This window comes from Cytobacillus kochii (assembly GCF_020171845.1).
Classification (GTDB): domain Bacteria; phylum Bacillota; class Bacilli; order Bacillales; family Cytobacillaceae; genus Cytobacillus; species Cytobacillus kochii.
In genome coordinates this window covers 164,859-190,815 of the sequence record NZ_JAIVAM010000002.1, presented here as the reverse complement: position 1 = coordinate 190,815, position 25,957 = coordinate 164,859, and the positions used below count along the sequence as shown (strand labels likewise).

At 35.6% G+C, this 25,957-nt stretch carries 28 protein-coding genes and 1 riboswitch; of the genes, 13 read left to right on the top strand and 15 right to left on the bottom strand.

The window, feature by feature from the left end; genetic code table 11:
• Positions 1-190 precede the first annotated feature (190 nt).
• Positions 191-1,729, top strand: coding sequence for an AbgT family transporter (locus tag LCM23_RS01870; protein WP_224935064.1), 1,539 nt, complete (start codon positions 191-193; stop codon positions 1,727-1,729).
• 48 nt (positions 1,730-1,777) lie between these two features.
• On the top strand, positions 1,778-2,986 hold the full coding sequence (locus LCM23_RS01865) for a M20 family metallopeptidase (RefSeq protein ID WP_224935061.1): 1,209 nt from the start codon (positions 1,778-1,780) through the stop codon (positions 2,984-2,986).
• Positions 2,987-3,033: 47 nt separating this feature from the next.
• Here the strand turns inward: LCM23_RS01865 and LCM23_RS01860 are convergent, their stop codons facing one another.
• The 4 genes from LCM23_RS01860 to LCM23_RS01845 all read right to left on the bottom strand — a co-directional run bounded on the left by LCM23_RS01860 (position 3,034) and on the right by LCM23_RS01845 (position 6,076).
• The gene (locus LCM23_RS01860) at positions 3,034-3,408 is read right to left on the bottom strand and encodes a VOC family protein (protein WP_224935058.1); all 375 of its coding nucleotides are present in this window, start codon (positions 3,406-3,408) and stop codon (positions 3,034-3,036) included.
• A gap of 51 nt (positions 3,409-3,459) precedes the next feature.
• Positions 3,460-3,693: a hypothetical protein gene (locus LCM23_RS01855; protein WP_224935055.1), complete on the bottom strand. Its 234-nt coding sequence runs from the start codon at positions 3,691-3,693 to the stop codon at positions 3,460-3,462.
• 350 nt (positions 3,694-4,043) lie between these two features.
• Positions 4,044-5,282, bottom strand: a complete 1,239-nt coding sequence (locus tag LCM23_RS01850) for an MFS transporter (RefSeq protein ID WP_224935052.1) — start codon at positions 5,280-5,282, stop codon at positions 4,044-4,046.
• Between the two features lie 371 nt (positions 5,283-5,653).
• Entirely contained in the window at positions 5,654-6,076 is a 423-nt protein-coding gene (locus tag LCM23_RS01845; protein ID WP_224935049.1) for an Lrp/AsnC family transcriptional regulator, read from the bottom strand.
• Positions 6,077-6,238: 162 nt separating this feature from the next.
• Between LCM23_RS01845 and LCM23_RS01840 the strand changes: the two genes are divergently transcribed.
• The 4 genes from LCM23_RS01840 to queE all read left to right on the top strand — a co-directional run bounded on the left by LCM23_RS01840 (position 6,239) and on the right by queE (position 8,720).
• Positions 6,239-6,439 (top strand): DUF1272 domain-containing protein, encoded by a 201-nt coding sequence (locus LCM23_RS01840; protein WP_224935046.1) that lies wholly within the window; start codon positions 6,239-6,241, stop codon positions 6,437-6,439.
• A 342-nt stretch (positions 6,440-6,781) separates the two neighbouring features.
• A riboswitch (PreQ1 riboswitch) is annotated at positions 6,782-6,826 on the top strand.
• Positions 6,827-6,878: 52 nt separating this feature from the next.
• Positions 6,879-7,538: a 7-cyano-7-deazaguanine synthase QueC gene (gene queC / locus LCM23_RS01835; RefSeq protein ID WP_224935043.1), complete on the top strand. Its 660-nt coding sequence runs from the start codon at positions 6,879-6,881 to the stop codon at positions 7,536-7,538.
• Positions 7,535-8,011, top strand: coding sequence for a 6-carboxytetrahydropterin synthase QueD (gene queD, locus LCM23_RS01830; protein WP_224935040.1), 477 nt, complete (start codon positions 7,535-7,537; stop codon positions 8,009-8,011). Before queC ends, queD begins: the two co-directional genes overlap by 4 nt.
• Entirely contained in the window at positions 8,004-8,720 is a 717-nt protein-coding gene (gene queE, locus LCM23_RS01825) for a 7-carboxy-7-deazaguanine synthase QueE (RefSeq protein WP_224935038.1), read from the top strand. The genes queD and queE overlap by 8 nt, the downstream gene beginning before the upstream one ends.
• Positions 8,721-9,140: 420 nt before the next feature.
• On the opposite strand, the gene LCM23_RS01820 is transcribed toward queE, so the two are convergent.
• On the bottom strand, positions 9,141-10,883 hold the full coding sequence (locus tag LCM23_RS01820) for a helix-turn-helix domain-containing protein (RefSeq protein ID WP_224935036.1): 1,743 nt from the start codon (positions 10,881-10,883) through the stop codon (positions 9,141-9,143).
• Positions 10,884-10,992: 109 nt separating this feature from the next.
• On the opposite strand from LCM23_RS01820, the gene LCM23_RS01815 reads away from it, so the two are divergent.
• Positions 10,993-11,604: a DUF3298 and DUF4163 domain-containing protein gene (locus LCM23_RS01815; protein WP_224935034.1), complete on the top strand. Its 612-nt coding sequence runs from the start codon at positions 10,993-10,995 to the stop codon at positions 11,602-11,604.
• A gap of 69 nt (positions 11,605-11,673) precedes the next feature.
• Here LCM23_RS01815 and LCM23_RS01810 read toward each other — a convergent pair whose 3' ends face one another.
• A complete protein-coding gene (locus LCM23_RS01810) occupies positions 11,674-12,456 on the bottom strand; it encodes a sulfotransferase family 2 domain-containing protein (protein ID WP_224935032.1) in 783 nt (260 codons plus the stop codon).
• Positions 12,457-12,614: 158 nt separating this feature from the next.
• On the opposite strand from LCM23_RS01810, the gene cysC reads away from it, so the two are divergent.
• Complete coding sequence (gene cysC, locus LCM23_RS01805) at positions 12,615-13,211, top strand: adenylyl-sulfate kinase (protein WP_224935030.1); 597 nt, start codon at positions 12,615-12,617, stop codon at positions 13,209-13,211.
• A gap of 16 nt (positions 13,212-13,227) precedes the next feature.
• Positions 13,228-14,370: a sulfate adenylyltransferase gene (gene sat / locus LCM23_RS01800; RefSeq protein ID WP_224935028.1), complete on the top strand. Its 1,143-nt coding sequence runs from the start codon at positions 13,228-13,230 to the stop codon at positions 14,368-14,370.
• 243 nt (positions 14,371-14,613) lie between these two features.
• Here the strand turns inward: sat and LCM23_RS01795 are convergent, their stop codons facing one another.
• Positions 14,614-15,534: a LysR family transcriptional regulator gene (locus tag LCM23_RS01795; RefSeq protein ID WP_224935026.1), complete on the bottom strand. Its 921-nt coding sequence runs from the start codon at positions 15,532-15,534 to the stop codon at positions 14,614-14,616.
• 128 nt (positions 15,535-15,662) lie between these two features.
• Here LCM23_RS01795 and LCM23_RS01790 point away from each other — a divergent pair, with 128 nt between their 5' ends.
• Both LCM23_RS01790 and LCM23_RS01785 read left to right on the top strand, forming a co-directional pair.
• Positions 15,663-16,709: a 2,3-butanediol dehydrogenase gene (locus tag LCM23_RS01790; protein WP_224935024.1), complete on the top strand. Its 1,047-nt coding sequence runs from the start codon at positions 15,663-15,665 to the stop codon at positions 16,707-16,709.
• Positions 16,710-16,908: 199 nt separating this feature from the next.
• Positions 16,909-17,775: a sulfite exporter TauE/SafE family protein gene (locus LCM23_RS01785; RefSeq protein ID WP_224935022.1), complete on the top strand. Its 867-nt coding sequence runs from the start codon at positions 16,909-16,911 to the stop codon at positions 17,773-17,775.
• A 47-nt stretch (positions 17,776-17,822) separates the two neighbouring features.
• Here LCM23_RS01785 and LCM23_RS01780 read toward each other — a convergent pair whose 3' ends face one another.
• Positions 17,823-18,584, bottom strand: a complete 762-nt coding sequence (locus LCM23_RS01780) for a kanamycin nucleotidyltransferase C-terminal domain-containing protein (protein ID WP_095370241.1) — start codon at positions 18,582-18,584, stop codon at positions 17,823-17,825.
• 667 nt (positions 18,585-19,251) lie between these two features.
• Here LCM23_RS01780 and erm point away from each other — a divergent pair.
• Entirely contained in the window at positions 19,252-20,109 is an 858-nt protein-coding gene (erm, locus tag LCM23_RS01775) for a 23S ribosomal RNA methyltransferase Erm (RefSeq protein WP_224935020.1), read from the top strand.
• Positions 20,110-20,375: 266 nt separating this feature from the next.
• Here the strand turns inward: erm and LCM23_RS25810 are convergent, their stop codons facing one another.
• The 7 genes from LCM23_RS25810 to LCM23_RS01745 form a co-directional block, all read right to left on the bottom strand.
• Entirely contained in the window at positions 20,376-20,504 is a 129-nt protein-coding gene (locus tag LCM23_RS25810) for a hypothetical protein (RefSeq protein WP_263624095.1), read from the bottom strand.
• Positions 20,505-20,591: 87 nt separating this feature from the next.
• Positions 20,592-21,047, bottom strand: coding sequence for an N-acetyltransferase (locus LCM23_RS01770; protein ID WP_224935017.1), 456 nt, complete (start codon positions 21,045-21,047; stop codon positions 20,592-20,594).
• Between the two features lie 136 nt (positions 21,048-21,183).
• The gene (locus LCM23_RS01765; protein WP_224935015.1) at positions 21,184-21,639 is read right to left on the bottom strand and encodes a DinB family protein; all 456 of its coding nucleotides are present in this window, start codon (positions 21,637-21,639) and stop codon (positions 21,184-21,186) included.
• 26 nt (positions 21,640-21,665) lie between these two features.
• Entirely contained in the window at positions 21,666-22,361 is a 696-nt protein-coding gene (locus LCM23_RS01760) for a DsbA family oxidoreductase (RefSeq protein ID WP_224935013.1), read from the bottom strand.
• A 15-nt stretch (positions 22,362-22,376) separates the two neighbouring features.
• Positions 22,377-22,958 (bottom strand): TetR/AcrR family transcriptional regulator, encoded by a 582-nt coding sequence (locus LCM23_RS01755; RefSeq protein WP_224935011.1) that lies wholly within the window; start codon positions 22,956-22,958, stop codon positions 22,377-22,379.
• A 245-nt stretch (positions 22,959-23,203) separates the two neighbouring features.
• The gene (locus LCM23_RS01750; RefSeq protein WP_224935008.1) at positions 23,204-24,130 is read right to left on the bottom strand and encodes an AEC family transporter; all 927 of its coding nucleotides are present in this window, start codon (positions 24,128-24,130) and stop codon (positions 23,204-23,206) included.
• A gap of 88 nt (positions 24,131-24,218) precedes the next feature.
• Positions 24,219-25,115, bottom strand: coding sequence for a LysR family transcriptional regulator (locus LCM23_RS01745; protein ID WP_095370250.1), 897 nt, complete (start codon positions 25,113-25,115; stop codon positions 24,219-24,221).
• Positions 25,116-25,239: 124 nt separating this feature from the next.
• On the opposite strand from LCM23_RS01745, the gene LCM23_RS01740 reads away from it, so the two are divergent.
• Positions 25,240-25,920, top strand: a complete 681-nt coding sequence (locus tag LCM23_RS01740; RefSeq protein ID WP_224935006.1) for an O-methyltransferase — start codon at positions 25,240-25,242, stop codon at positions 25,918-25,920.
• Positions 25,921-25,957 lie beyond the last annotated feature (37 nt).

The window sequence follows — 25,957 nt, the reverse complement described above, 5'->3', positions numbered from 1 at the left end:
AGATAAAGTATTAGAAATTACATATTCCCTTTGATATATGTAGGTTTGTCCACTTCATTCAATCATCAGAAAGTGTATAATTTTGTAGTATGATCTAAATAAATATATTTTTTTTAGAGTTCATCACATAGTTTTTTCCTCGTAATACCCTTATAATTTTCAAAAAAGTTAATCAACAAGGAGGGTATATATGAGCGCAATTCCAAAACAGCAAGCACCTTTACCGACTAAAAAGAAATTAACTGATCGATTCCTCGATAGCATTGAAAGAGCAGGAAATAAATTACCAGACCCTATTACACTATTTGTAATCATGTCAGGTATGATACTTATTTTATCTTTTTTACTTGCTAAGATTGGTGTTTCTGCTACTGACCCTAGTTCTGGAGAACCGATAGAAGTGATTAATCTCCTCAACCGAGCAGGGATTGAACAGATTCTCACTAATATGGTTAGCAATTTCACCTCCTTCGCTCCACTCGGACTAGTACTTGTCACTATGCTTGGTGTAGGCGTTGCAGAAGCCACTGGTCTTATACAACTTGTTATGAAAAAATCAGTGTTAAGTGCACCTAAGAAGCTCATCCTTCCAGTCGTTCTTTTTACAGCAATTGTAGGTGGAGTAGCTGCTGATGCAGCATTTATTGTATTCCCACCTATCGCTGCACTTATCTTTATGAGTGTCGGCAGAAGCCCGCTAGTAGGTTTAATTGCTACGTATGCTGCAGTTGGTGGTGGTTTTTCAGCTAATATTCTACTAAATTCACTAGATGTATTGTTAGCTGGTATTACCGAACAAGCTGCAAAAATGGTCGATCCTAATTATATTGGCAATCCGACAATGAACTATTATTTCTTGATTGCCTCAACCTTTCTACTCGTTGGACTAGCTACGTGGGTAACCGTTAAGTTTGTCGAACCACGATTTAGTAAATACGATGGTAAAGTAGAAGCGATTGCAGAAATTACAAGCGCTGAAAAACGGGGGTTAAAATGGGCTGGTATCACAGTTTTTGCTTATATCGCCATTTTACTTATCGCTGTTATTCCTGAAAATGGATGGTTAAGAGATGCTGAAACAGGTTCTTTTATCAATAGTCCATTTATGTCAGGTATTGTACCGATTATGCTATTCTTATTCTTACTACCAGCTATTGCTTTCGGCATTGGAGCAAAGACGATCAAATCTGATAAAGATGTCGCAGATAAAATGTTCAAATCCATTGCTGATTTAGCTCCATTTATTGTATTGGCGTTTGTCGCAGCGCAAATGATTGCTTTCTTTAATTGGAGTAACATTGGTCCTATTCTTGCTATTAAAGGCGCTGAGCTCTTACAAGCAATGAATTTCACAGGATTACCAATGTTAATTGGTTTTATTATTATTTGTGCATTTATTAATCTTTTAATTGCCAGTGCATCAGCCAAATGGGCACTTTTAGCCACTATTTTTGTACCGATGTTTATGTATTTAGGTTATAGTCCAGCATTTACACAAATGGCTTACCGTATTGGTGACTCTATAACAAACCCGATTACGCCGATGCTCGCCTACTTTGCTATTTTATTATCTTTCGCTAGAAAGCATGATAAATCAATTGGGATTGGAACATTAATCTCTGCCTTATTACCTTACTCAATTTGTTTTGCCATCGGATGGATTATTCTGTTCTCCCTATGGTACCTTCTTGGATTACCAGTTGGACCTGGAGACTCAATTTTCTTATAATTATACTATTCAATTATTTAAATCTTTTTGAAAAGAGGCGTTCACGTAATGGAAAAATTATTTGCTTTATTAAAAGAGTACGAAGAAGAAATGATTTCTATCCGCCGGTTTCTTCATGAATATCCTGAAATCTCGTATCAAGAAGTGAAAACACCTGCTTATATAGCTGACTATCACGAAAAGCTCGGTCATGACGTTCGCACCGGTGTAGGTGGCAGGGGTGTTGTCGCTACGCTTCGTGGTGGAAAACCAGGGAAAACAGTTGCGCTTCGGGCTGATTTCGACGCATTAGCCATTCAAGAAGAAAATGACCTTCCATATAAATCAAAAATCGATGGTGCGATGCATGCTTGTGGCCATGACGGACATACAGCAACTTTACTCGTTTTAGCTAAAGCACTTAATAAAATCCAGGAAGATATTGAAGGAACAATTGTTTTTATTCACCAATTCGCTGAAGAAATTGCCCCTGGTGGTGCAATTTCTATGATTGAAGATGGTTGCTTAGATGGTGTTGACGCCATATTTGGGACACATATTTGGTCAACCTTCCCTCTTGGCACGATACAAGTCAAAGAAGGACCTATTATGGCTGCAGCTGACCAATTCAATATTCTCATTCAAGGACAAGGTGGTCATGGCTCTGAACCGCATTTAACAAAAGATGCAGTGATGGTTGGCTCCCAATTTGTCGCAAGTGCACAGCAAATTGTTTCTCGCCGAGCGAACCCTCTTCATCCAGCTGTCGTCTCAGTTGGTCATTTTGAAGCATTAAACCCTTTTAATGTCATTGCTGATACAGCTAAACTAATCGGTACAGTAAGAACCTTTGATGAGGATACACGTGATTTAATAGAAAAAGAGCTTGATAACTATTTAAGTTCAACATGCCAGTTATTTGGGGCAACCTATGATTACCAATACAAACGGGGCTACCCCGCTGTTGTTAACCATCCAGAAGAGGCTGCATTTATTGCAAATATCTCTAAGGAAATTGAAGAAGTAACAGAAGTAGTAGAATGTGACCCGCTTATGGGTGGAGAAGATTTCGCTTATTATCTCCAACATGTAAAAGGAGCATTCTTCTTTACAGGGGCACAGGATCCTAATTGGCAAATTACCTATCCTCATCATCACCCACGATTTAATATCGATGAGCGCTCCCTTCTTATCGCAGCTAAAACACTAGGTACAGCTGCTTTAAAGTTTCTTGAAGGAGCAAAAACAGAAACAATTGAAGATTCACTAACCAAATAAAAAAATGAACCCAGTCCGCTTCTTTTTTGCGAACTGGGTTCATTTTTTTACTTATTGCATAGCATCAATACATTTTCATCAGGGTCAGCAATGAGAAAATAAGCCAAATCACCTACCCATTCTATTTCTTTTACTATTTTTATATCATTCGAGATGACAAATTGATAAGCCTTATCAATATCACGGGTATACAAATTAAACATCGCATGTGAAGCCGGTTTAAAAACAAAGCTAGGGTCTTTTGTATGATCATCAAGGGTCAATCCTGTTTCACCTGTAACAGGTAGGTTAAATACAGGAGATTGAATTTTTTCCTGATCAATTGTTAACCCCATTAAAGTTGCATACCATGTGGCTGAGTACTTTAAGTTCGAGACATGAATAAAAACATTATTTATCTTACTATCAATCGTTAAACTCATTAGAAACACCTCCATCTTCATACGAGCATTCGTTTTACTAAAGATCATTTCTTATTGTGAGAAATAATCTACCATTATACCAACAAATATAATCAACACACCAAATGAAAAATGAACCTTCTGATTGTTAATGCCTGTTCGTTCCAATATAAAAATCACTCCACCTGTTAGGAAGATATAGAGTAAACTATTGAAAAAGGAACCATTACCTATGAATAGTTGATAGAGTTTAGACGTTAGCCCCATCGTCAATAGGATTAAAGGAATTCTAAGCTTCCACCTCATTCCTTTACACCTTCTTTCAAGAAACAATCTTAAAGCCATTTCTTAACTTTTTAGTAGACTTTTACTGAATACATTACTTCTCTTCTCTCCTTAAAAACTCCTTCCTTTTATTCATGAACCACCTCAGAATAGATTAAGAATAGCGTTGACCTTTTTATCCCTTCTGCTTTTTAAATCGTAAAAATTGTTGCTTTTACGTAGAAATACTTTAGTATCAACAGGAAATTGTTAAAATGACAAAAGAAATAAGCAAGTAAAAAAGAATCCTCATGGTTTTAAATTATAGAAATTTTTAAACACGGTACCTTAAGGTAGTATTTGCATTATTTATTGATCTATCGCGGCAGCTTTTAGATTTCAGCGTCTTCTATTCGAGCTTTTCTCATTGATGAAAGACTAAACCATAATCCGCATAAAATGAGGCCAGCTATCGAAATCCATAAAGCTGTTTTGAAACCTAGTCCGTCAGCGAGAGTACCTCCTAGTGGAGCGCCGATAACGACTGCACTACGGTTGATGGATCGTAGTGTGGCATTCATGCGCCCTTGGAAGTGGGATGGCGTGACATATTGTCGATATCCCATTTCAAGAGGACCTTCGATTCCCATAGCAAAGCCATAAAAGAGCTGGCCTACAATCACAAAAATGAGAGCTATGTACGGCGAATCTGAGTTGTTAGCTGCTGGAGCTAGAGCCATCAAGATTACTGCTGGGCCATAAAGAATTCGAGAAAAAGCCATTGCACGCCCGACACCAAAGCGCACCCCGGCTCGAGAAGATAGTGAGGTTCCTGCGACAGCACCAACACCTGCAGCGGCGAGGACACACCCAAGGAGTAAGGCATCGAAGCCAAGTTCAATTAAAAACATGGATACTAGGATTGTCATCGTCATGCTATGAAAGAGAAACCAGGCGTGCGTGTTTAAAGCGAGGGGACGAAGGTATTGGTGTTGATAGACCCATCGCAAACCTTCCTTGATTTGCTGACCAAGTGATCCAGTCTTCACTTTTTTTGAGGTCTGGTGTTTAATCGATGCCATTAATACACCTGAAAACAAATACGATAAGGCATCAAAAAGAAGGGCAAATGGTGCACCAATCAATGAGACAAGTCCGCCCCCAATGGCTGGACCGCTCGTTTCAGCAACCGCTGAGCTTTGTTCCAACCGTGCATTTGCACGTGTTAATAAAGGACGAGGGACTAATTGTGGCACAAAGGACTGGTGGGCAGAATCATTAAAAAGAGACAAAGTACCAAAGAGCACCAGCAGGAACATGAGTAAGCCAATACTGATTACTCCTGTAATAGACATAAAGCAAATGAAGGTAAGTATCATGCCGCGTCCTATATCTGTTACCACCAATACAGTCTTTCGATGAAAACGATCAACCAAAACCCCCGCTATTAATCCCAATAGTACATACGGAAGCCATCTAGATGCTGAAACCCAGCCAACATCAACAGCACTGCCTCCCATATTACCAACCACTAATACCTGAAGAGCCAGAGTTGTAATATATGTGCCAAAGCTTGAAGTTGTCGATGCAATCCAAAAACGAACAAAGCTTTTATGCTCCCTTAATTTCATCGGGACTTCACCTCTTTTGCAAATTATCCATCTTATAAATATAGTAATCTATTCTCGACTCTATTCTCGACTTTCAAAAAAGTGTAAACATAGAGTTTTATATGGGACGGACCTTGGGGGAATGATGCGTTGCTCTTTTTTCTTATGGAACAAAAAGTAGGTTAGCTGAAGAAGAAATGCTAAAAAAGCAATATCATTTATAAGGTTTGCTATTTTTAATATGATTTTTGTATTCCCTTTTTATTCTCACTACAAGAGGTATATGACCTTGCGATGATGACTTACAAGAGCCTTTAGAAATATATCATTTTCAAAACAAATACATTGGAAAAGATGATTAATAATACAGCACTTTTTCTCATCAAAAAGTCTTACTGTATTAATCTACTATCAACAGGTGAAGAGAGTCTAATCAATGTGGAGGGCTGTCCAAATGACATGGAAGCATCAATAAAGCTTTCCAAAGATTGGACAGAATCAGTTAAAACTTTAATTAAATAATTATATGATCCAGCCAGTCGATGACATTCAATAACACTAGAATGATTTTTGCAAAACTCTACAAATTGTTCACACTTGGTATTGTCGTATAGTATAAAAGCCATTATGGGTTTTTCTACTTTTTCTGGATTAATGATTGCTTTATAGCCAACTATTATCCCTTTTTCTTCAAGCTTCTTAATTCTCTCATTAACAGCAGGAGTAGATAATCCAACCTTCTTTCCTAATTCAGTGAAAGATGTTCGAGCATTTTCCTGTAAGTGCAATAATATATTTTGATCAATTGCATCCATATTTTTACCTCCTCATTAAAATTTTAAGTCAAACAAACTTTTTTAGTTAAAAAGAAAGATATTTTATAAAATCACAATAAGATTAATATGTAAAAATAGCAACCAATTTATTAGAATTAAACTAGAAAGTTTCCAAAATTATGATAATAAAGGAGATTAAATATGTCTTTAGAAATGAGGAGTAATTGCGAAAAATGTAACAAGGGACTTAATAAAAATTCTTTAGCGTATATTTGTACACATGAATGTACTATTTGCAAGGAATGCACAGTGCATATGAATTATGTATGCCCTAACTGCGGAGGAGAACTCGTGAAAAGGCCAAGAAGTGAAATTTCATTTAGTTGTCCTATTAGTACATAAGTGTTGAGTACATTTTTAGAAATTACATGTATTTACGAAGGTAGTAAGTATTATAGAGAATATGTCTAGCATATTTCCACCAGTAAAAGGGGAAAATCATTTGAAACAAACTTTTTTAATTATTGATGCTCAACATGAAATAATTGAAGGGAATAACAAATACAATCACTCCATAAAGGAATGGTTGTTTTTTTATACCTTACAATCGGAAATTTCCAGTATTACTAAGTGAATATTTGCTGGACAACAACAATCTATGCGAAAAAGAGCCTAAAAAAAGACGAATACTGCTCATTATTTATGTTATAATGACTAGCGACAACTTAAGTCAAATTCCGCTTAGCGGTAGAGGTTCTAGCTAAACCCTCTCAAAAAAACTAAGGAAAAACAGCGCCATTTTCTTAGTGGTGCTGTTTTTCTGTTTAAAAGGAGATTAATTATGAAAAAGAATGAAAAAGCCATTGTCGTATTTAGTGGCGGGCAAGACAGTACTACTTGTTTATTCTGGGCTTTGGAACATTTCTCTGAAGTAGTCGCTGTAACGTTTGATTACAACCAAAGGCATGCAATTGAGATTGACTGTGCCAAAGCAATTACAGCTGATTTACAAATTGAACATCATATTTTAGATATGACACTGCTAAACCAATTAGCGCCTAATGCGTTGACACGATCAAATATCGATGTCAAGAATGGTGAAGATGGGGCATTACCTTCAACCTTCGTACCAGGTAGAAATTTATTATTTCTATCCTTCGCTGGCATTCTCGCTTACCAAATAGGGGCAAGGCATATCATTACAGGTGTATGCGAAACAGATTTTAGTGGTTATCCGGATTGTCGTGATCAATTTATTAAATCATTAAATGTCACTTTAAATTTATCTATGGAAAGGCCATTTGTCATACATACGCCCCTTATGTGGCTAAACAAAGCAGAAACATGGGCGATGGCTGATGATTTTGGCAAACTTGATTATGTTAGAAATAAAACACTCACTTGTTACAATGGTGTCATTGCAGACGGATGTGGCGAATGTCCTGCTTGTGAGCTTCGAATGCAAGGCTTGACTCAGTATTTGCAGGTGAAAATGTCATGAAGGATTTATATGGCTTTCGTATAGTTGAGGAACTTCAGAAAATAGATGAGCATATTCAGAAAGACCAATTAAAATATCATCATAAAAGGGTGCTCGTTAGTAAATCCTTTACATTTGATGCGGCCCATCATCTTCATGCTTATGAAGGGAAATGTAAAAATCTACATGGTCATACCTATGAAGTCATATTCGGTATTAGTGGCTATACTGATGATCGTGGAATCGTTGTTGATTTCGCAAATATTAAGCAACTTTGGAAAGAAGAAATTGAAATTCACCTCGATCACAAGTATATTAATGAAACACTACCACCCATGAATACAACAGCAGAAAACATCGTTGTATGGGTTTACGAAAAAATGAAAGAAGCGCTAGTAGAGAGCCCGCAACAACTTAGAGTGGAATATGTCAAACTCTATGAAACTCCTACAAGCTTTGCTGAAGTAAGAAGGGAGTGGATGGAAGATGAGTAAAATACCTGTAATGGAAATCTTCGGACCAACCATTCAAGGTGAAGGCATTGTTATTGGCCAGAAAACGATGTTCGTTCGTACTGCTGGATGTGATTACGCTTGTACTTGGTGCGACTCTTCTTTTACTTGGGATGGTTCTAGTAAACATTTAATAAAACAAATGACAGCGACAGAAATTTGGCATGAGTTAAAAAACATCGGTGGAGATCACTTTGATTTTGTGACTATTTCTGGAGGCAATCCAGCATTACTAAAAAACCTAGGTGAATTAGTGACGCTTCTCAAAGACAAAAAAGTGCAAACAGCTTTGGAAACACAAGGTAGCAAGTGGCAAGATTGGTTTAAGGATATCGATTTTCTGACATTATCCCCGAAACCACCAAGCTCACAAATGGAAACCGATTTCAATAAGCTAGATGAAATTATTGCTCAACTTGAAGAAAAGCAACCCAATTTAAAAGTTGTGGTCTTTAATGAAGAAGATTTAGCTTATGCAAAAAAAGTCCACTTACGCTATCCAAGACTTTCCTTCTGCTTACAAGTTGGCAACGATGACAGCATGACAGTCAATAACGATGTGCTAAGAAGTAACCTACTAGCTAAATATGAATGGTTAGTAGAGAAAACAATGCATGATAGTGAATTTAAAAGTATAAGAGTTCTCCCTCAATTACACACATATATATGGGGAAATAAGCGCGGCGTTTAACGATTGTTTTTCTCCTATTTCATATTGGTTCATCTGATGACCCATATGAAATAATGAGGCGAATCCAATGACCAAACAAATCATAAAAGGTATCTACCTCGCTTCTATGGTTACACATATACCCTGGCGCCGGTTAGGTATATATCTGGTGGGGCTACCAGGACCTTGACCTCCTGGATGGACTTCTTGGCCTTTAGCCCTCATAAATTACAATTAATTAGACATATACTTTTTTCACCTTAAAATCAAACACGAATGCATTCTACTTAGGGAGCATGTTTTTGCATACCGAACATAGAATGACATTCGTGTTTATTTTTCATTACTATCCTAGCATCACTTTTTCTGCAGCAGACATACACCTTTCTTGCCATTGCTAACGTAAATCTTCACTATCTAGAGCTTCCATTTATTTTTATTTTACAAATGCTTTAGTTGATAAAGATCAAGTGCTATTCTTACATTCATACAATCCTCCAATGAATCAAGATTAATATTAAGCTTCTCTTCTATTTGCTGAATGCGGTAATAGACTGTATTAGGGTGTAGATGCATCTCTTCGGCTGTTTTCACTGCGTTTTTATCTGTTTGTAAGTATGCGTTAAGCGTTTTTAGCCAATCATTTTTATTTGCTTGTACAATCCCTTCTAAGAATATCATCACAAAAGCAGTAGCATCATCATCTGATACATCGTTTAAGTATCTTCTATACCCTATCTCTCTAAACACTATGACTTTACTGGAATTTTTTCCTTGCTCAACTAAAAAATCAGGCATGATTTGTACATCTTTAAATGAAATGTCAGCTTGTCTTAATGAATCGACAGGTCGTCCTATATATATTAAATTCGGATGATAATATCGTTGAAGTCTCTCTGACCTCGTTTTTAATTCTTCTTCCCTATTCAATATAGAATCTTTAGAAGCGAGCATCACATAAACCATATCCCTACCTGGAAAACAAATAGTTAGAAAGCGATCCTGAAAGACTCTTTTCACCTGATTTTCTATTGAAATAAAACTCTCTAATGCTTCATCATTCATCAACCGTTCGATACCCATAAAGATACATTTGTCTTCGATACTAATCCCATATCTCTTCAAAGCTCTTTGTACTTCTTGAGTAAAGTTATTTTTTAATATATCTTTTAATAATTCTTCTTTTTCCGTGAGTTGATGCTTCATTTGTTCTTGCTGTTTCATTTGTTCAATGGCCATAATAGATGCTGCGTGCTTAAAAGCCAATTCACCAATTAAATTTAATTCCTTCTCCTGTTCAGTTACCACCAAAAAACCAATTGTACCGAAAGAAGACATCACCCCAATTGCTTGACCTACCCATTCTTCTTTTTTATAGATATCAAGCAATCTTGGAATACTTAATTTCTTTGCATTTTTCTTTAACCATTCTTTTATATAGAAATGATGATCTTCAGAAGGAGGATAAGATGTTTTCAAGCGGTAAAGTGAATCAAAGTAAAGAATCGATCCGCTGAACTTTTCCGCTAGCTTCTTTACTAAAGAAAATGTACCGTCCCCTTTTAAAGCCACATGATTCAACTCATTATGTAAAGACAAAATGGTTTCTAATTCTTTTGTTTGTTTTTCCTTTTCTTGAAAAGCTCTAGCATTTACTATAGAAATTGCAATTTGGTGACCGATGGCTTCTAAAAACGCTAAGTCCTCATCGCTAAAAAAACCATCGTTCTTAAAATTATCTATCGTTAAAACACCGATTTTTTTATTTTGATGAATCAATGGCACAGACATACAACTTACAGGTATGGCTGCATGTACCGTTGACTCTAAATAATAATGCAAAGTTTGATTACGCATATTTCCCATTGCCTCTTTAATCTTCTCTGCCGTATGAATCATTTTGCTACAACCATCTTCAAAAACAGAGCCACTAATACCTTCCCCTGCTAAAAGCTTATTTTGTAAATACATCTCCTCTTTAAAGTTGTAAGCTCCTTCTATTTCTAAATATTCCATCTCTTCATTCCATAAAAGAAAGAAGCCTGCATCGGCCTTGTCTATTGATTCAATCACGGCCTCTATAATTTCTTGTACTAATTTTGTTAAACTCGTATTCGATGTAATATTTCTTGAGACATTGATAAATGTATTTAATCTTTGTTTTATTTTTTCATTTTCATACACAGTTATCATCCTAAATTATTGTCATCATTTTATTATCATATATAAAACTTGTCATCGCAACATAACGATTCGTTCCACTTCATATGTTAGTTTCTAGGAGGTGTATGTGATGAATACATTTAAATTACCAGTTGGTATTCAACCGATCCATATCAAGCATAATCGTATAGATATTTTTAAACCGCAGGTAACTTCTTACACGCCCCCAGCTGCCCAACAAAAAATGAATCATGCCATATCAGATAGCCTAAATCAATTAATGAAAGATCAAGGTTACGGACAACCACAAACTGAATTAACTGGTGGATTTGACTTAAAAAACAACCAAAAAGGTGTCTTAAGTTTATCTCTTACAGTTTATTCATACTCAGGGGGTGCACATGGCCTTACTTTTACACGCGGGTTAACATTTAACAGTTTGACTGGTAAGCAATATACACTTGGAGAACTCTTTAAAAAGGATAGTAATTACAAAGTAAGGCTTAACACTCTAATCAAACAGCAGTTGCAGGAAAGAGGTTTAACCACCGACCTTCTCGTACCCTATCCCGGAATCACAGATACCCAATCCTTTTATACCGCTGACCTCACATTGGTCATAATCTTTGATGTGTATAGCTTACTTCCATATGTTTATGGGACAATTTATTTCCCAATTTCACTTTATTCTTTGCAAGATATGATTAATGATGAGGGTCCCTTAGGTAAAATGTTTTCTTAAATACGAAAGGATCCTCAGATGTACTTTTTCTTACAACTGAGGACCCGCTTCATTTGATAGCAAAAAAAGTCAATATTCCCCTAGCTTATATCCGTAAAAATGCAGATCCACAGCAAAGATTTCCTCTACTAGTGCCTTCGTTTCTTCGTTAAATAAACTATTAGCTGTAGGTAAATCCGGCAAATCCTCCTCATCATTGGCAAAATTGATTACTCGGTTTGCATAATCACCCTCTAGCTTCATTCTCGATGAAAAATGATGAGAGGATCTTGCTATCTCATTCATTGGTGAAGCTTTTAGTCCCGCAAGCCTTTCTAACTTTATTAATTCTTGTTGTAAATTCTCTAATTTCACATAACAAATAGGTGCTTGTTCTTCCCCAATTGTATATTGAGGCGCAATATGTTTATCTAATACATGTATGCTTTCGCCGAATGATTTCAATTTGAAGAGATAGTCTTTAAAAGACATACCTTCTGTAATGGTACTTCCTAATTGTGTTAAAAGCCACTCTCCGCTCAATGCATGATAAAAGGAACTAACCGCTCTTCTATAAGGGTTTCTCACGATTTTCACAATCGTTTTTTCACCATTTATTAATTCCTCTTTTAATTCATCCTCGTACCCTGAGCGTTTCCGAAGGACAAAGTCACGATAGTTATGCGTCATTTCGACATTCAACTGAGACAAATCCCCAGCCGCACCGATATGGTACATAAACCATTTATTCACAATTGTGCACCCATTTTTCGGAACCCATAAGAGAACGTATGGAAAATCGGTGGAAAAAAGCGGGATATAAGAAGACATCATCATGTTTTTAACTACTATTTCATTCATTCTTTTTGTCACTGTACGTCGAACTCCTTTCTCCTACTTATAGAATATGAGAAAGGGAATAAGCGGTTACGAATTTGGTGATTTACAGGCAAATGACCTGTACAAGCTGACCTGAAAATACATATGCATAATAATAAGTGAGACAAATATAAGATTGGAGGTTATTTTGTATGGATAGTAGAAAACACATCACTTGGTCTCAATCACAAGTCTCAAAAGAAAATCGGCAAAAATTACACAATCATAAAAGTTGTATGGTTTGGTTAACTGGTTTATCAGGTTCTGGTAAATCAACCATAGCAAACATTGTACAAACTAAATTATACGAATTAAATATGAGTACTTATCTATTAGATGGTGATAACTTACGGCACGGGATCAATAAAAACTTAGGATTTAGTAGTGAAGATAGAAAAGAGAATATTCGCCGTACAGCTGAAATAGGCAAATTATTTGTAGATGCAGGCATTGTTGTTTTGGCAGCACTGATTTCCCCGTTCGAGGAAGATCGAAAGCTAGCCCGCTTTCTTTTTACCGAAGATGAGTTTATTGAAATATATGTGGAATGTTCTTTAGAAGAATGTGAATTGCGAGATCCTAAAGGACTTTACAAGAAAGCCCGTTTAGGAGAAATCAAAAATTTTACTGGCATCGATCAAATATATGAACCTCCCCAGTCTCCAGACCTTGTTATTTCGACCAACTCGAAATCAGCTGAAGAGTGTGCAAATGAACTCGTAAACTACTTAATTGAGCGACTTAAGTGAAGGAGGAATAATGGAAATGACAAACTCTATTCCACATGGTGGACATTTAATTAATAGAAAAAACATAAATGCAAACACGAGTCATATCACTAAGCAGATCAAACTCGATGGTACCTCTTTATCTGACCTTGAACTAATTAGTAATGGTGCTTATAGCCCTTTAGAAGGTTTTCTAACTTCAACTGACTATTATTCTGTCCTTCATGAAATGAGACTAGCCAATCACCTTATCTGGAGCATTCCAATTACTTTACCTCTATCAAAAAAAGAAGCCGAGTTACTAAAAATCAATGATAAAGCGAATTTAGTCTATGATGGTTGTGTTTATGGATATATTGAAATTAGCGATATTTTTCTGCCAGATAAACAAAAAGAAGCCAGTATAATTTATCAAACACTTGACCGCAATCACCCAGGTGTCGACAAACTTTTTAATCGTGGTGAAGTTTATGTTGGCGGCCATGTCACATTAACAAAAGAAATCAAAAAACCACCTTTTCTTGAAGGGTTTCAATTAGAACCAGCAGAAGTAAGAAAATATATTGCTACCCAAGGGTGGGAGACGGTTGTGGGATTTCAAACAAGAAACCCCGTTCATCGCGCACATGAATATATTCAAAAATTAGCATTAGAATTAGTTGATGGCTTACTGCTTCATCCCCTTGTTGGCGAAACAAAAAAAGATGATATTCCAGCAGAAACAAGAATGAAAAGCTATCAAGTTTTACTAGCACATTATTATCCGCAAGAAAGAGTTTTATTGTCATCTTATCCACAGGCAATGAGGTACGCTGGCCCAAGAGAAGCACTTCATCATGCGATTGCACGAAAAAATTATGGATGTACACATTTTATTGTTGGCAGAGACCATGCTGGTGTTGGTGATTATTATGGCACATATGATGCCCAGAAGATATTTTCAACATTCCCTAAGGAAGAACTAGGAATAACCATATTACCTTTTGAACACACCTTTTATTGCATTAAATGTGATGGCATGGCCTCACATAAAACATGTCCCCATGATACTTCTTTACACCTTCATCTTTCAGGAACAAAGGTAAGGGAAATGTTAAAACAAGGAACTACTCTCCCGAAGCAATTTAGTAGGCCAGAGGTTATTGAAATAATTATGGATGCTATGAAAAAGAAGGATTAAAGAATGTTTTGGATTTTTCCATTCCTCATGGAGATAACTTCGTCTCAAATATAATTCTGTAGACCCTTTCATACATGCATTTGCTATTGGTACCTTGTCCTTATAAGCCAGGAATTAAAATCTCAACCAACTCTAAATAGTTATCATGTATATAGTATTTATCTAAGGGTTCCTGGCTGATTTCAAACAATTAGTACCATCGCCTTTGAGCAAATACCTCCTTCATCTTTACCTATGCTGCCATTAATCAATCCGCTTATCTGGAGGATTTGTTCTTAGCTTATTGGACATCCTCTTAATAAACTCCCTTAAAATTCTTGAAAGCCCATTATTCTTATGATAAATATAACCAAATGCATACGTATTATTAAGCGGGGGAGCGAAATCGACAATAACAAACTCACTACTTTTTGATAAACCGACATCTGTCTTAAAAGCATAATCAAATCCAATGTTGATTGCTGTATTGTTCTCTAGTGAATTCTTAATCGTATCAATATTATTTGTTATAAGACGAATATCTAAAGCGGGTAAATTAAACCTTTTCATAAAATCAGATATATAAATATCATCATACAAGATGATTGGTTGTCCTTTAAGCATTTCTTCAGTAATTTGGCTGTATTTTGTTAGTTGAGAATTCTTATTTATTGCAGCTACCATATGTCCATCCAATAACTTATTAAAGATCAACGTACGATATTTATGTTCTTCCTTCTCGTTATAAGTAATAAGGCCAACATCAACCTCACCATCTTGAACTTTTTTAATAATTGCTTCTGTACTATTCTCATAAACAGCCGTTTTAATATCCGGATAATCCATTTTTAGTTTTGAAATAACTTCCACCAAAATGCCCATGGGGCCAGGGTAAGTAGCAACTCTTATTTCCCCACTCATTGTATTTGTATAAGCTTCTGCTTCATCAATAAAATCTTGGTATGCTAATAGGACATACTTTGCTTTTTCGATAAGTTTATGCCCTTCCTCAGTAGGTACAGATCCCCTTCGTGAACGATGAAACAAAGTAATATTTAATTCACTTTCTAAACTTTTAATCGATTGACTTAATGCAGGTAAAGTCAAATGTAATTCATCTGCTGCTTGTTTTAAAGAACCTGTTCTAGCTATCACAACAATATATTTCAATTGTTCAATATTCATAAGAAGCATCCTCTTTAGTTAAGTTTTGATTAACCTTAGTTAATAATAACTAAATTTATCATAAGGTAAATTAGTTGTATACTTTTAATCGTAACAAATTATACAAAATATTTAGGGGATGTAATGATATGAAAGCATTAAGATGGCATAACCAAAAAGACATTCGTCTAGAAGATATTGACGAACCTATCGTTCAATCAGGGCAAGTAAAAATAAAAGTCAAATGGTGCGGTATTTGCGGAAGCGATTTACATGAATATCTAGGCGGACCTATTTTTATACCTGTTGATAAGCCACATCCATTAACAAATGAAACAGCTCCGATTACACTAGGACATGAATTCTCTGGAGAGATTGTCGAAATTGGCGACAGTGTAAGTAAGCTCAAAGTTGGTGACCGAGTAGTAGTAGAACCAATTTTTGCGACACACGGACACCAAGGTGCTTATAACTTAGACGAACAAATGGGATTTTTAGGCCTAGCAGGAGGTGGCGGTGGTTTTAGTGAATACGTAGCCGTTGATGAAGAGCTACTTTTTAAACTGCCAGATGATCTCTCTTTTGAACAAGGAGCCCTTGTCGAACCTGCTGCAGTAGCTCTCTATGCAGTACGATCTAGTAAAGTAAAAGCTGGAGATAAGGTAGCTGTATTTGGCTGCGGCCCAATCGGTTTACTTGTAATAGAAGCTTTAAAAGCCGCTGGCGCAACAGATATTTATGCTGTTGAACTTTCACCTGAACGACAAGCAAAAGCAAGAGAATTAGGGGCAACTATAATAAACCCAGCCGAAGTAGATGACACTGTTGCGGAAATTGCTAGATTAACTAATGGTGGTGTGAATGTCTCTTTTGAAGTTACTGGCGTACCAGTTGTACTTAAACAAGCAATTCAATCTACTGGAATTGGTGGGGAAACAATTATCGTAAGCATTTGGGAAAAAGGGGCAGAGATCCTTCCAAATGATATTGTAATGAAAGAACGGACTGTTAAAGGAATCATCGGATATCGTGATGTTTTCCCTGCCGTATTATCACTTATGCAAAAAGGCTACTTCCAAGCCAGCCAACTCGTTACGAAGAAGATTACCTTAGACGAGGTAATTGAAGAAGGTTTTGAAACATTGGTTAAAGAAAAAGCACAGGTCAAAATTTTAGTAAAATCTGAACAATCATGACATTACCACCCTAGCCAGCTATTTTAGCTGGCTACTTTTATATGAATTTAGATTCATTTCTCTTTAGCAAAATCCTCTATATCATTTCCCCATAAATGAGGTATTCCATTTGAGAAACACCTCATCTCATACACTTTCCATGCACTCTTGTACAAAAAAATCATATGTTAAATTAGATTACTTTTAAAGGGGAAGGACTATGAGGAAACTAATTATTTTTGCCTTTATTGGTTTTTTTGCACAGTTAATAGATGGCTCCCTTGGCATGGCGTATGGTGTAACTTCATCAACTCTTTTACTTACTTTTGGAATCGCTCCTGCTGTCGCCTCAGCATCTGTCCATTTAGCCGAAGTTGTAACGACTGCTGCCTCAGGTGCATCACACATAAAGTTTGGCAATGTTGACAAACAAGCGGTTTTTCGTTTAATTATTCCGGGATCAATTGGTGCATTTATAGGAGCTTGCTTCTTAAGTCAACTACCTGGTGATGTGGTTAAACCTTATATTGCTGGATTTCTACTTCTTTTAGGTTTATTTGTTTTTTTTCGGTTTCTTTTCCAATACGAAGTAAAAAGACAAAAACAAACTTTACATTTATCGCGAAAGCAAGCAATTCCACTTGGACTTATTGCCGGCTTTGCAGATGCAACAGGTGGTGGTGGATGGGGACCAATTGCCACACCTGTTTTACTATCCAAAAAAGGGATATCTGCTAGAAAAGTAATTGGCACAGTGGATACTAGTGAATTCGCCATTGCACTGTCTGCTAGCGTTGGTTTTTTCATTGCTTTAGGCTGGGAGGAACTGAATTGGACTTGGGTCATTGCTTTAATGATCGGTGGCATTATTGCTGCTCCTATTGCAGCTTGGTTAGTTAAAGTGTTGCCACCATATCTATTAGGAGTACTCGTTGGTGGATTTATTGTCCTTACTAACGCCAGGACGATCTTATTGACCTTCCAAACGCCTGATATATGGATTTATCTAATCTATGTCGTTATTTTCTTACTATGGATGAGTGGTATTATTTTTGTCATCAGCAAGAATAAAAGAAATAAGAACTAGTCTCCATTACAAAAAAAGTCATCTTCTCTCGTTTTGGAAGATGACTTTTAAAATGGAAAAGAATGTGAGCGATAGTTAATTCCAAGTTCATTGAACCACTGATTGATTCCAGTCCAAAGATGCTCACAAGCTTCATATACAATTTCACTAATGTCCCAATCTCTTTGAAGAATAAGTTTCACTAATTGTTCATAGCCATGAGGTTTGGTGGCAATTCCTAATGATTCTTCAAGCATCCTTGTTTTTGAACGAAAATAATAACGATTAGCTAAGCCAATTAACTTAGCACCTTGTTCACAAAACTCCACTGCATTTAACAACAATGATGTTTCATCCTGAAGGAGCCTTAAGTTTCTTATTTTAGCCATCTTCACGTACAACTCTTCAATCATACACTTTTTCATTACATCTTTTATCTCGTAGCTAGATATTTGCAGGGGGATGCTTTTCATTTTTGAGAAAAACATAATCGGATCATAGATAGGCATCGTATGTATGAAACGTGCAACGTTTAATGACCAATCTGAATTTATTTCTTTCGCAGACGTTATGTATTGCTGTTTTTGCAGCGACTCAATGGTCACCTTAAACGGCGGATAAATAAACTGAAAATCATCGATTCGTTGTCCATCAAAAACAATCACTTGAAAATTTATATCTGAATAAGGACCATCCTCATCAAGGGCAAATGAGCCATAGACACCGATAGCCATGATTTTCTCATCATATACTTTTAATAAACGTTCCTTCACAATATCGATGAATCTGTCTTTTTCGATTCGAGATGTTGGTTGTGGAAGTAAAAACATGATATCACTGCTTTCGTTGACTGAAGATTTCCTTTAGAAAATGATAATAGGATAGGCATTCACAATATAGGATGATATTAACCGGTATACTTCTCTTCTATTATCGGTTAAATTTGAAAATAAGTCATCATTTTTGCAGAAAACTTCCTTTGTCAGTTTGGCTCTTTTTACTCTATGGCTCTATGAAGGTATATATTGATAGTGAAGTAAAAATACAACTTCCATAAAAACTTTGCACGGTAAAAAAATTCAAAATATTTTGATTTATTTTGAAGAACGAGTTATAATAAACAATGTATCATTAAATTATTATAAGGAGGATTATTAAAAATGGGTCATTCATATGTCAGACTTCGTATCTCAACTTTGAACTCATAAATTTAATACGTTCAAAGGCTCTGTTTTGTGTATACAGAGTAAACGGGATTAGTCTGCCCTTTTTAAATAATCTTCATTTCCTACAAAAAATATGTAATGTGAAGAAAGGCTGAGTTATGCTTTTCTTTTTTTACGTATGATTACCTTTCTTTTTTAGAAAAAAAGTAGGTTTATTTGGTTGCGACTATCTAGGATTTCCCCTTATCTTATGAAGATAGGCTTTCTTCCCTCTACTCTGAATCACAGGCAGATCCCTTTGATTTATTAATTTTCGAAGGGAAGAGATAGTATGACGAGGAAGAGTAAGAAGACCCATAAATACTGTGAAAAAAAATTAAAAAGTATGAAGTTCCCCAATTTTTCTGGCCAGCATCTGATGAGTAATAAGAAATTACTTAATGAAATTATTGAAAGAGCAAATATAAATAGTAGTGATATAGTTTTAGAATTAGGAGCTGGGAAAGGAGCTTTAACCTCATTATTAGCGAACAGTGCAGGAAAGGTCCTTGCAGTAGAATATGATTTGAAGTATGTCGAAATTCTAAAGAAAAAAACGGCACAGAATATTAACACGCAAATTATCCATAAGGACATTATGAAGGTTTTTTTACCCAATGAGCATTTTGTCGTTGTCTCGAATATACCCTACTCCATTACAACTCCGATCATGAAGATGCTTTTAAATAATCCATCAAGTGGATTTCAAAAAGGGGTCATTGTAATGGAGAAAGGGGCTGCAAAACGCTTTACCTCAAAGTCAGTCAAAGATTCTTATGTGTTAGCTTGGAGAATGTGGTTTGATATACACTATATCAAAGACATCTCAAGAAATAATTTTTCTCCCCCACCCAAAGTAGATTCTGCAATGGTTCTAATAACTAGAAGGAAAGAACCCATTGTCCAGAAAAAATATTATTTAGCTTTCCTTGGACTGGCACAATATGCCCTAAAGCAATCTAATGCCCCTTTAGATATTGCTTTGCGAGGAATATTTACACTTCCACAGTTAAAACATATAAAAAAAAGCTTAGGTATTTCAAATGGAACACCCATTGGTTCTTTAACAAATACGCAATGGGGGATTGTGTTCAATACGATGATTAATTATGTTCAACGACCTTTATGGCCAAAAGTTAAAAAGAAGTAACTGGCTGAGGAAGAAACGAGTTATCTCTCTAATTCAAAGAAATGATTGAAAATTGAAATGTAATTATTGTACACCTATGTCAATAATTAGACCCATAAACCTGATGTTCTTCGTTTTAGTTATTTTGTACTCTAAGGAATGTCTAACTTTTGTAGACATTCCTTAGATCAATCTAATAATATTTTCCCCTTCTAAAACAAACCCGCACCCTGCTTAAGTACGATGTTTCACAATGTGTTCATGTAATGTTTAAATTAAAGAGTTTCTTATGAGTCGCTTAGTACAATTTTTTTAGCAGATTGGTTTTTATTGAGGGATGGCTTTAGCTCAGCAATTAAGATTGCAATCATAATTAATACCGCACCCGTAACGGGTTTCAATAGAGAATTGTGCATTCCGCACATCCTATAATGTGTAAACCCGACTAGCAGACTAAAAAAAAACTACTACAGGAGCTAGTGACAGCAGCATTTACATTAAATTTAAGCAATAAAACGAATCATCGCAATCTCATCACAAGCATCATTTTTAGGGCATGACATACAATCTACCCAGACCTTCTCTGGTAGTGAATGGCGAGACACTACAGTAAAATCACATTTAGCAAAGAATTCTTGCTCATAGGTTAATGAGATAAGCCTTTGTATCCCTAATTTCACAGCTTCTTCTGCCACTTTATTGACTAGCAGGCGGCCGATTCCATTACCCGCATATTGATCATCTACAACAAGGGAGCGGATTTCAGCTAGGTCTTCTCCCAATACATGTAAACCTGCAACGCCGACAATCTTCTCCTCTTCTTTCATTACATATAAACATTGTAAATGTTGATAGAGTGATAGATATGACCTTGGTAGGACAATGCCCTTATCAGCGTAAACTTTGATTAATTGATGAATTTGTTTCACATCCGTACTAACTGCATTAAAAATTTCCATTGCCGTGAACCCCTTTTATATGTAATATAATAAAAATACATCATAACGGATTTTTATTCAATATAATAATATGAAAAAAGGGAAAATTCAAATAAAAAAATACAGATAGCTAAAAAGCTATCTGCAACTTGTATTATTATTTTTCAACTATGCGCTTCATTGTATGAATTTGACCTTGATGATTTGCTTCATGATAAGCAGACAACATTGCTAGTTGGCCTACAGTTTTTTGCCCTAATATGGCTTCAGGTAATTCTTGATTGAATACATCATTGGGGATTTTATTTATTCGAACGATTTGATTTTGTAGTTGATCAATTAGAAAATTTACAGACGGGACTTCTCCTGTCCAATCACTCGGCTTTGTGCCGTAACCAAATAACTGCAAATAATTCTCAGAAAGATGATCTGTGTTGTTTGGATAATTCATTATGAATTGCTCAGTCACTGTTAGGACATGTCCAATATGCCAATGGATTGTATTATTGAAGCCTTCAGGTTGAACATCTAATAAATCTTGCGGGATGTTTTTTACTTCTCTTAATAGATTGTTTCTTGTTAATTCTAGTTGATACTTGATTGCTTCACTCATTTGTTAAACACTCCTTAAAATAAAATTTAACAGCTGCCATCTGTGCAAGCATCGCCTTGTTTAATTACATTCAATGGTTGGCTTTGCTTTTCCTCTTCGATTACTTTTGTTAATACTTCAGAAAAAACATTTGAAGGTTGAGCCCCTGAAACGGCATACTTGCGATTAAAGACAAAGAATGGCACACCTTGCACACCTAACTGCACACCCTCTTGCATATCTGCCTCTACTTCTTTTTTATATTGATCAGAAGCTAGAACAGATGTTACCTCTTCTTTATCTAATCCTACAGCTGCTGCGATATCAACTAATGATTCTATTTCCCCTACATGTTTTCCTTCGACAAAATAACTTTTAAGTAATTGCTCTTTCATTTCGCTCATCTTACCTTTCTCTTTCGCTAGGTGGATTAGGCGATGAGCATCTAAGGTATTTGTCATTTTAGCATCGTTTAGATGATAATCTAAGCCTACCTCATTCGCTTGTGCCGTTACTTGTTTTTGCATTTGTTCAACTTGCTCAACAGACTGGCCGTATTTCTTTGCCAGCATTTGATTCATCGTTTCTGTAGTATTTTGTGGAGCATTTGGATCCAATTGAAAGCTTTTATACACCACTTCTACCTCATCTTTTTGATCGAAGCCAACAAGGGCATGTTCAAACTTTCTTTTGCCAATATAACAGAAAGGGCAAGCAATATCTGACCAAATTTCTACTTTCATTCTATTCCCTACTTTCTATAAACCTTTTAGTATTTGTTTAGTGACTGATAATGCATCCATTACACGATCACTATTTGTTTTCGTACTGCTCATTACATTTATACCTTGAATGATCACCATAAGAAACCGTGCCAACAACAAGTTGTCAGTTTGCGAAGTAATTGATCGATCTTTCTTTCCTCTTTCAATAGCACTAATAAATACTTCTTCTATTTCTTGAAATTGCTCATTAATAAGCTGACAAAACGCTTGATCATGTGGACCCATTTCAATCGCTTCATTGCTTGTCATGCACCCACATGGTAAACCATCCTCTGCATGAACCATTTTTAATAAGAAGGTTTCTATTGCCTCATAACCATTATCGCCATTTTGTATGATGTCCTGAAGTTGTTTGAGCTGTTCCTCATGATACATACGAAAGGCGGCTATAAATAAGTCATATTTATTACCATACGCTTGATAAATACTACTTTTGCTTAAACCGGTGACTTCTTGTAGATCAGAGAGAGACGTTGCATGATATCCTTTTTTCCAAAACAAAATCATGACAGCTTTTAATTTTAATTGCGGATTAAAATTTAATGGACGAGCCAAAATGTCCTCCCTCCTTAATAAATGTAGTATACCAATTAAGAACCGATTAGTCCAAAACTAAAGTTACGAACTAGGTAGGTGTGTACCAAAAAAGTTCCTTATAGCAAAAAGTTGATATTAAATGAACCGCAATGAAAATATAATAATTACAATTTTAGGAGAAGACGCCATTCTTCTAAAAAATTGAAGCAGCAAAAAGGGCCAATAAATGCTATAACCAATAATTGTTGATTGAGACCCTCATATTATACATATAAAAGAAAAGATAAATAGATAACTAAAGATACAGTGAGACTGCTTAATAATGTAGAATAGAGCACAATTTGAGCAGTCAACTGAGGTTCCACGTTATATTCAAGAGCAATTGTAGCTGTATTTCTTGAAGTAGGAAAAGCACTGGCAATAAATAATGATTGTGCTAAAACCCCTTCAATTCCAAGAAGGGTAATAATAAGAAATGAAAGAGCTGGCCCTAACAATAAACGTCCAATTAAGCTCCACGTAATCACACGATGAAACATTTTTAATTGTATTTGTGATAACTGCGCACCTAATAATAATAAAGCTAAACCAATAAAACCAGCTGCCAGTTGATCTAAAGGAATCTCTATAAAAGTGGGAAGAGGGATGTTGAATAATAAGAAGAGATATCCTAATAGAAGGGCATGAATCACAGGCAATTTTACGAGCGACAATACAAGTGAACCAATCGATCGGCTAGTTGAAAGAAGATTATACATACCATATGTAAAGGTTAAAATATTTTGCACTACAATTATAATAATTTGTACGGATACACCTAGTGGATTAACAGTAAAAACAAGTTGACTCACAGGCAAACCATAATTATTAGAATTCATTAAGGAAATACTATTTTTTAACGTGGCTGCCTCTCCCTTATTTAAAGATAAACACTTCGCCATGATTTGCCCGATAATCATTAAAGCCACTGTAAAAATAAACAAATAACTCAACAGTTGGCCTAATAAACTCGCATCAAAAGATGAGCGATAAATATGTAAAAAGATAGCTGCTGGCATAAAACAATTGGTTACTAACGTAGATAGTTGCTTCAATTGAAAAGAAAACTTTCTTTGCAAGAAAGCACCTAATGCCAATAAAAGAAGAATAGGGAAAATAATTTGCAAGAATATCTCAATAAAAAATGTCATATAGAAAAAACACCTTTCCTTTATAAACCTTCTATTCTTAGCTTAAGCAACACTAGGCCATAAGTAAATTCAATATTTATTATGTTTTTCAATAATTTTTTCTAATGTTTTGTTTACACTTCTCAATAAATTGTTTGACAAGGATGGATTGTTCCTCGTTTTTACGTGTACAAATGGCAATTCTATGTTGTACAGAAACGCCCTCTACATAAACCCTTGCTAGTTGCCCATTTTTGATATGATCTTTGACAACGAGTGAGGAAATAAAATTGGCTCCATATCCGGAAATGACCGTAGAAATTGTCTCACTTAGTCCATCAAATTGCAGGGCAACCTTCGGCGGATTTAGTTGATTAGCATAACAAAGTGAGACTAAATGCTCACGCATGGAACTGCCTTCTTCTCGCATAATGAATGGCTCTTTGACCATTTCTTCGAGTTTAATCGTTTGATTGGCTAATCGATGATTTGCCCCTACAACAAACCATAGTTCATCTTCTAATAATTCGTACCAATCAACATTCTCAGGGCGTTCACCAATTCCACCATATATAGCAATATCTGCTTTATAATGTTGCAGTTGATCAAAAGCATCTTTCGTATTACTTGTAGAAATGACCAAATTGACCTTTTCATGTTCACGTTTAAAACTGGCTGCTAACTTAGGTAATAATAAGTTCGCAGGTAAGTAGGTCGTAGCAATCCTTATCGTTCCTTCCTCACCATTACGATAATCATCTATAAATGCTTCAATTTGCTTTTCTAATGAAAACAAATGCTCAGCTTTACCAGCCAAAGCTATACCAAATTCAGTAAGAACAGCTTTTCTACCATTTTGTTGAAATAAAGGCACACCAATTTCATGTTCGAATTTCTTAATTTGGCTAGAAACAGCCGGTTGGCTAATATTTAATTGCTCAGCCGCTTTAGTGAAACTGCCGATTTTTGCCACTTGATAAAATAGTCTTAACCCATGTGTATTCATTCAATCACCCTTTATTATAATTATTATTTATAAAACTATAAAAATAATATATTTTCTTTATTATAAATCATAACATATACTTAAAATAAAGAAACATACATTTTTCATAAAAGGGGAGATAATGATGGAAGATAAAATTGTGTGGTCTGATGTGGATGATTACTTAATCGACAAATTAATTACAATTGATAGTGAGCTCGAAGATATACTACGAGCAAATGAGGAAGCAGACTTACCTGCCATTGATGTATCACCAACTCAAGGAAAGCTTCTTTACTTAATCACAAAGTTACGTTCCCCTAAAAACATTCTAGAAATTGGCACCCTTGGAGGCTGCACCCTTGGAGGCTATAGTAGTCTTTGGTTTGCAAAAGCACTTAATAAAGGGGCTAAAATTTATACATTAGAAGCTAATTCAAAATATGCCAATGTTGCTCGTAAAAACATTGAACAGACTCCATTTTCAGATCAAGTTGAAATCATTGAAGGTAAAGCTTTAGAAACATTACCTATTCTTGCGGAAAAAGAAGTGCCATTTGATTTAATATTTATCGATGCTGATAAAGAGAATAATCCAGCATACTTAAATTGGGCCTTAAAATTAGCTAATAAGGGAGCAGTAATTATTGCCGACAATATCGTTAGAAATGGAGAAATCATTGAAGAACATAGTACGGACCCTCGCATACAGGGTGTACGCTCCTTCTTCGATCTTCTTGAGAATCATCCCCAAGTAGAATCAACAGCTATACAAACAGTTGGTCAAAAAGGTTACGATGGATTTGTATTAGCCATTGTTAAATAGAGAAAAAAACTGAGTGATGATTATCACTCAGTTTTTT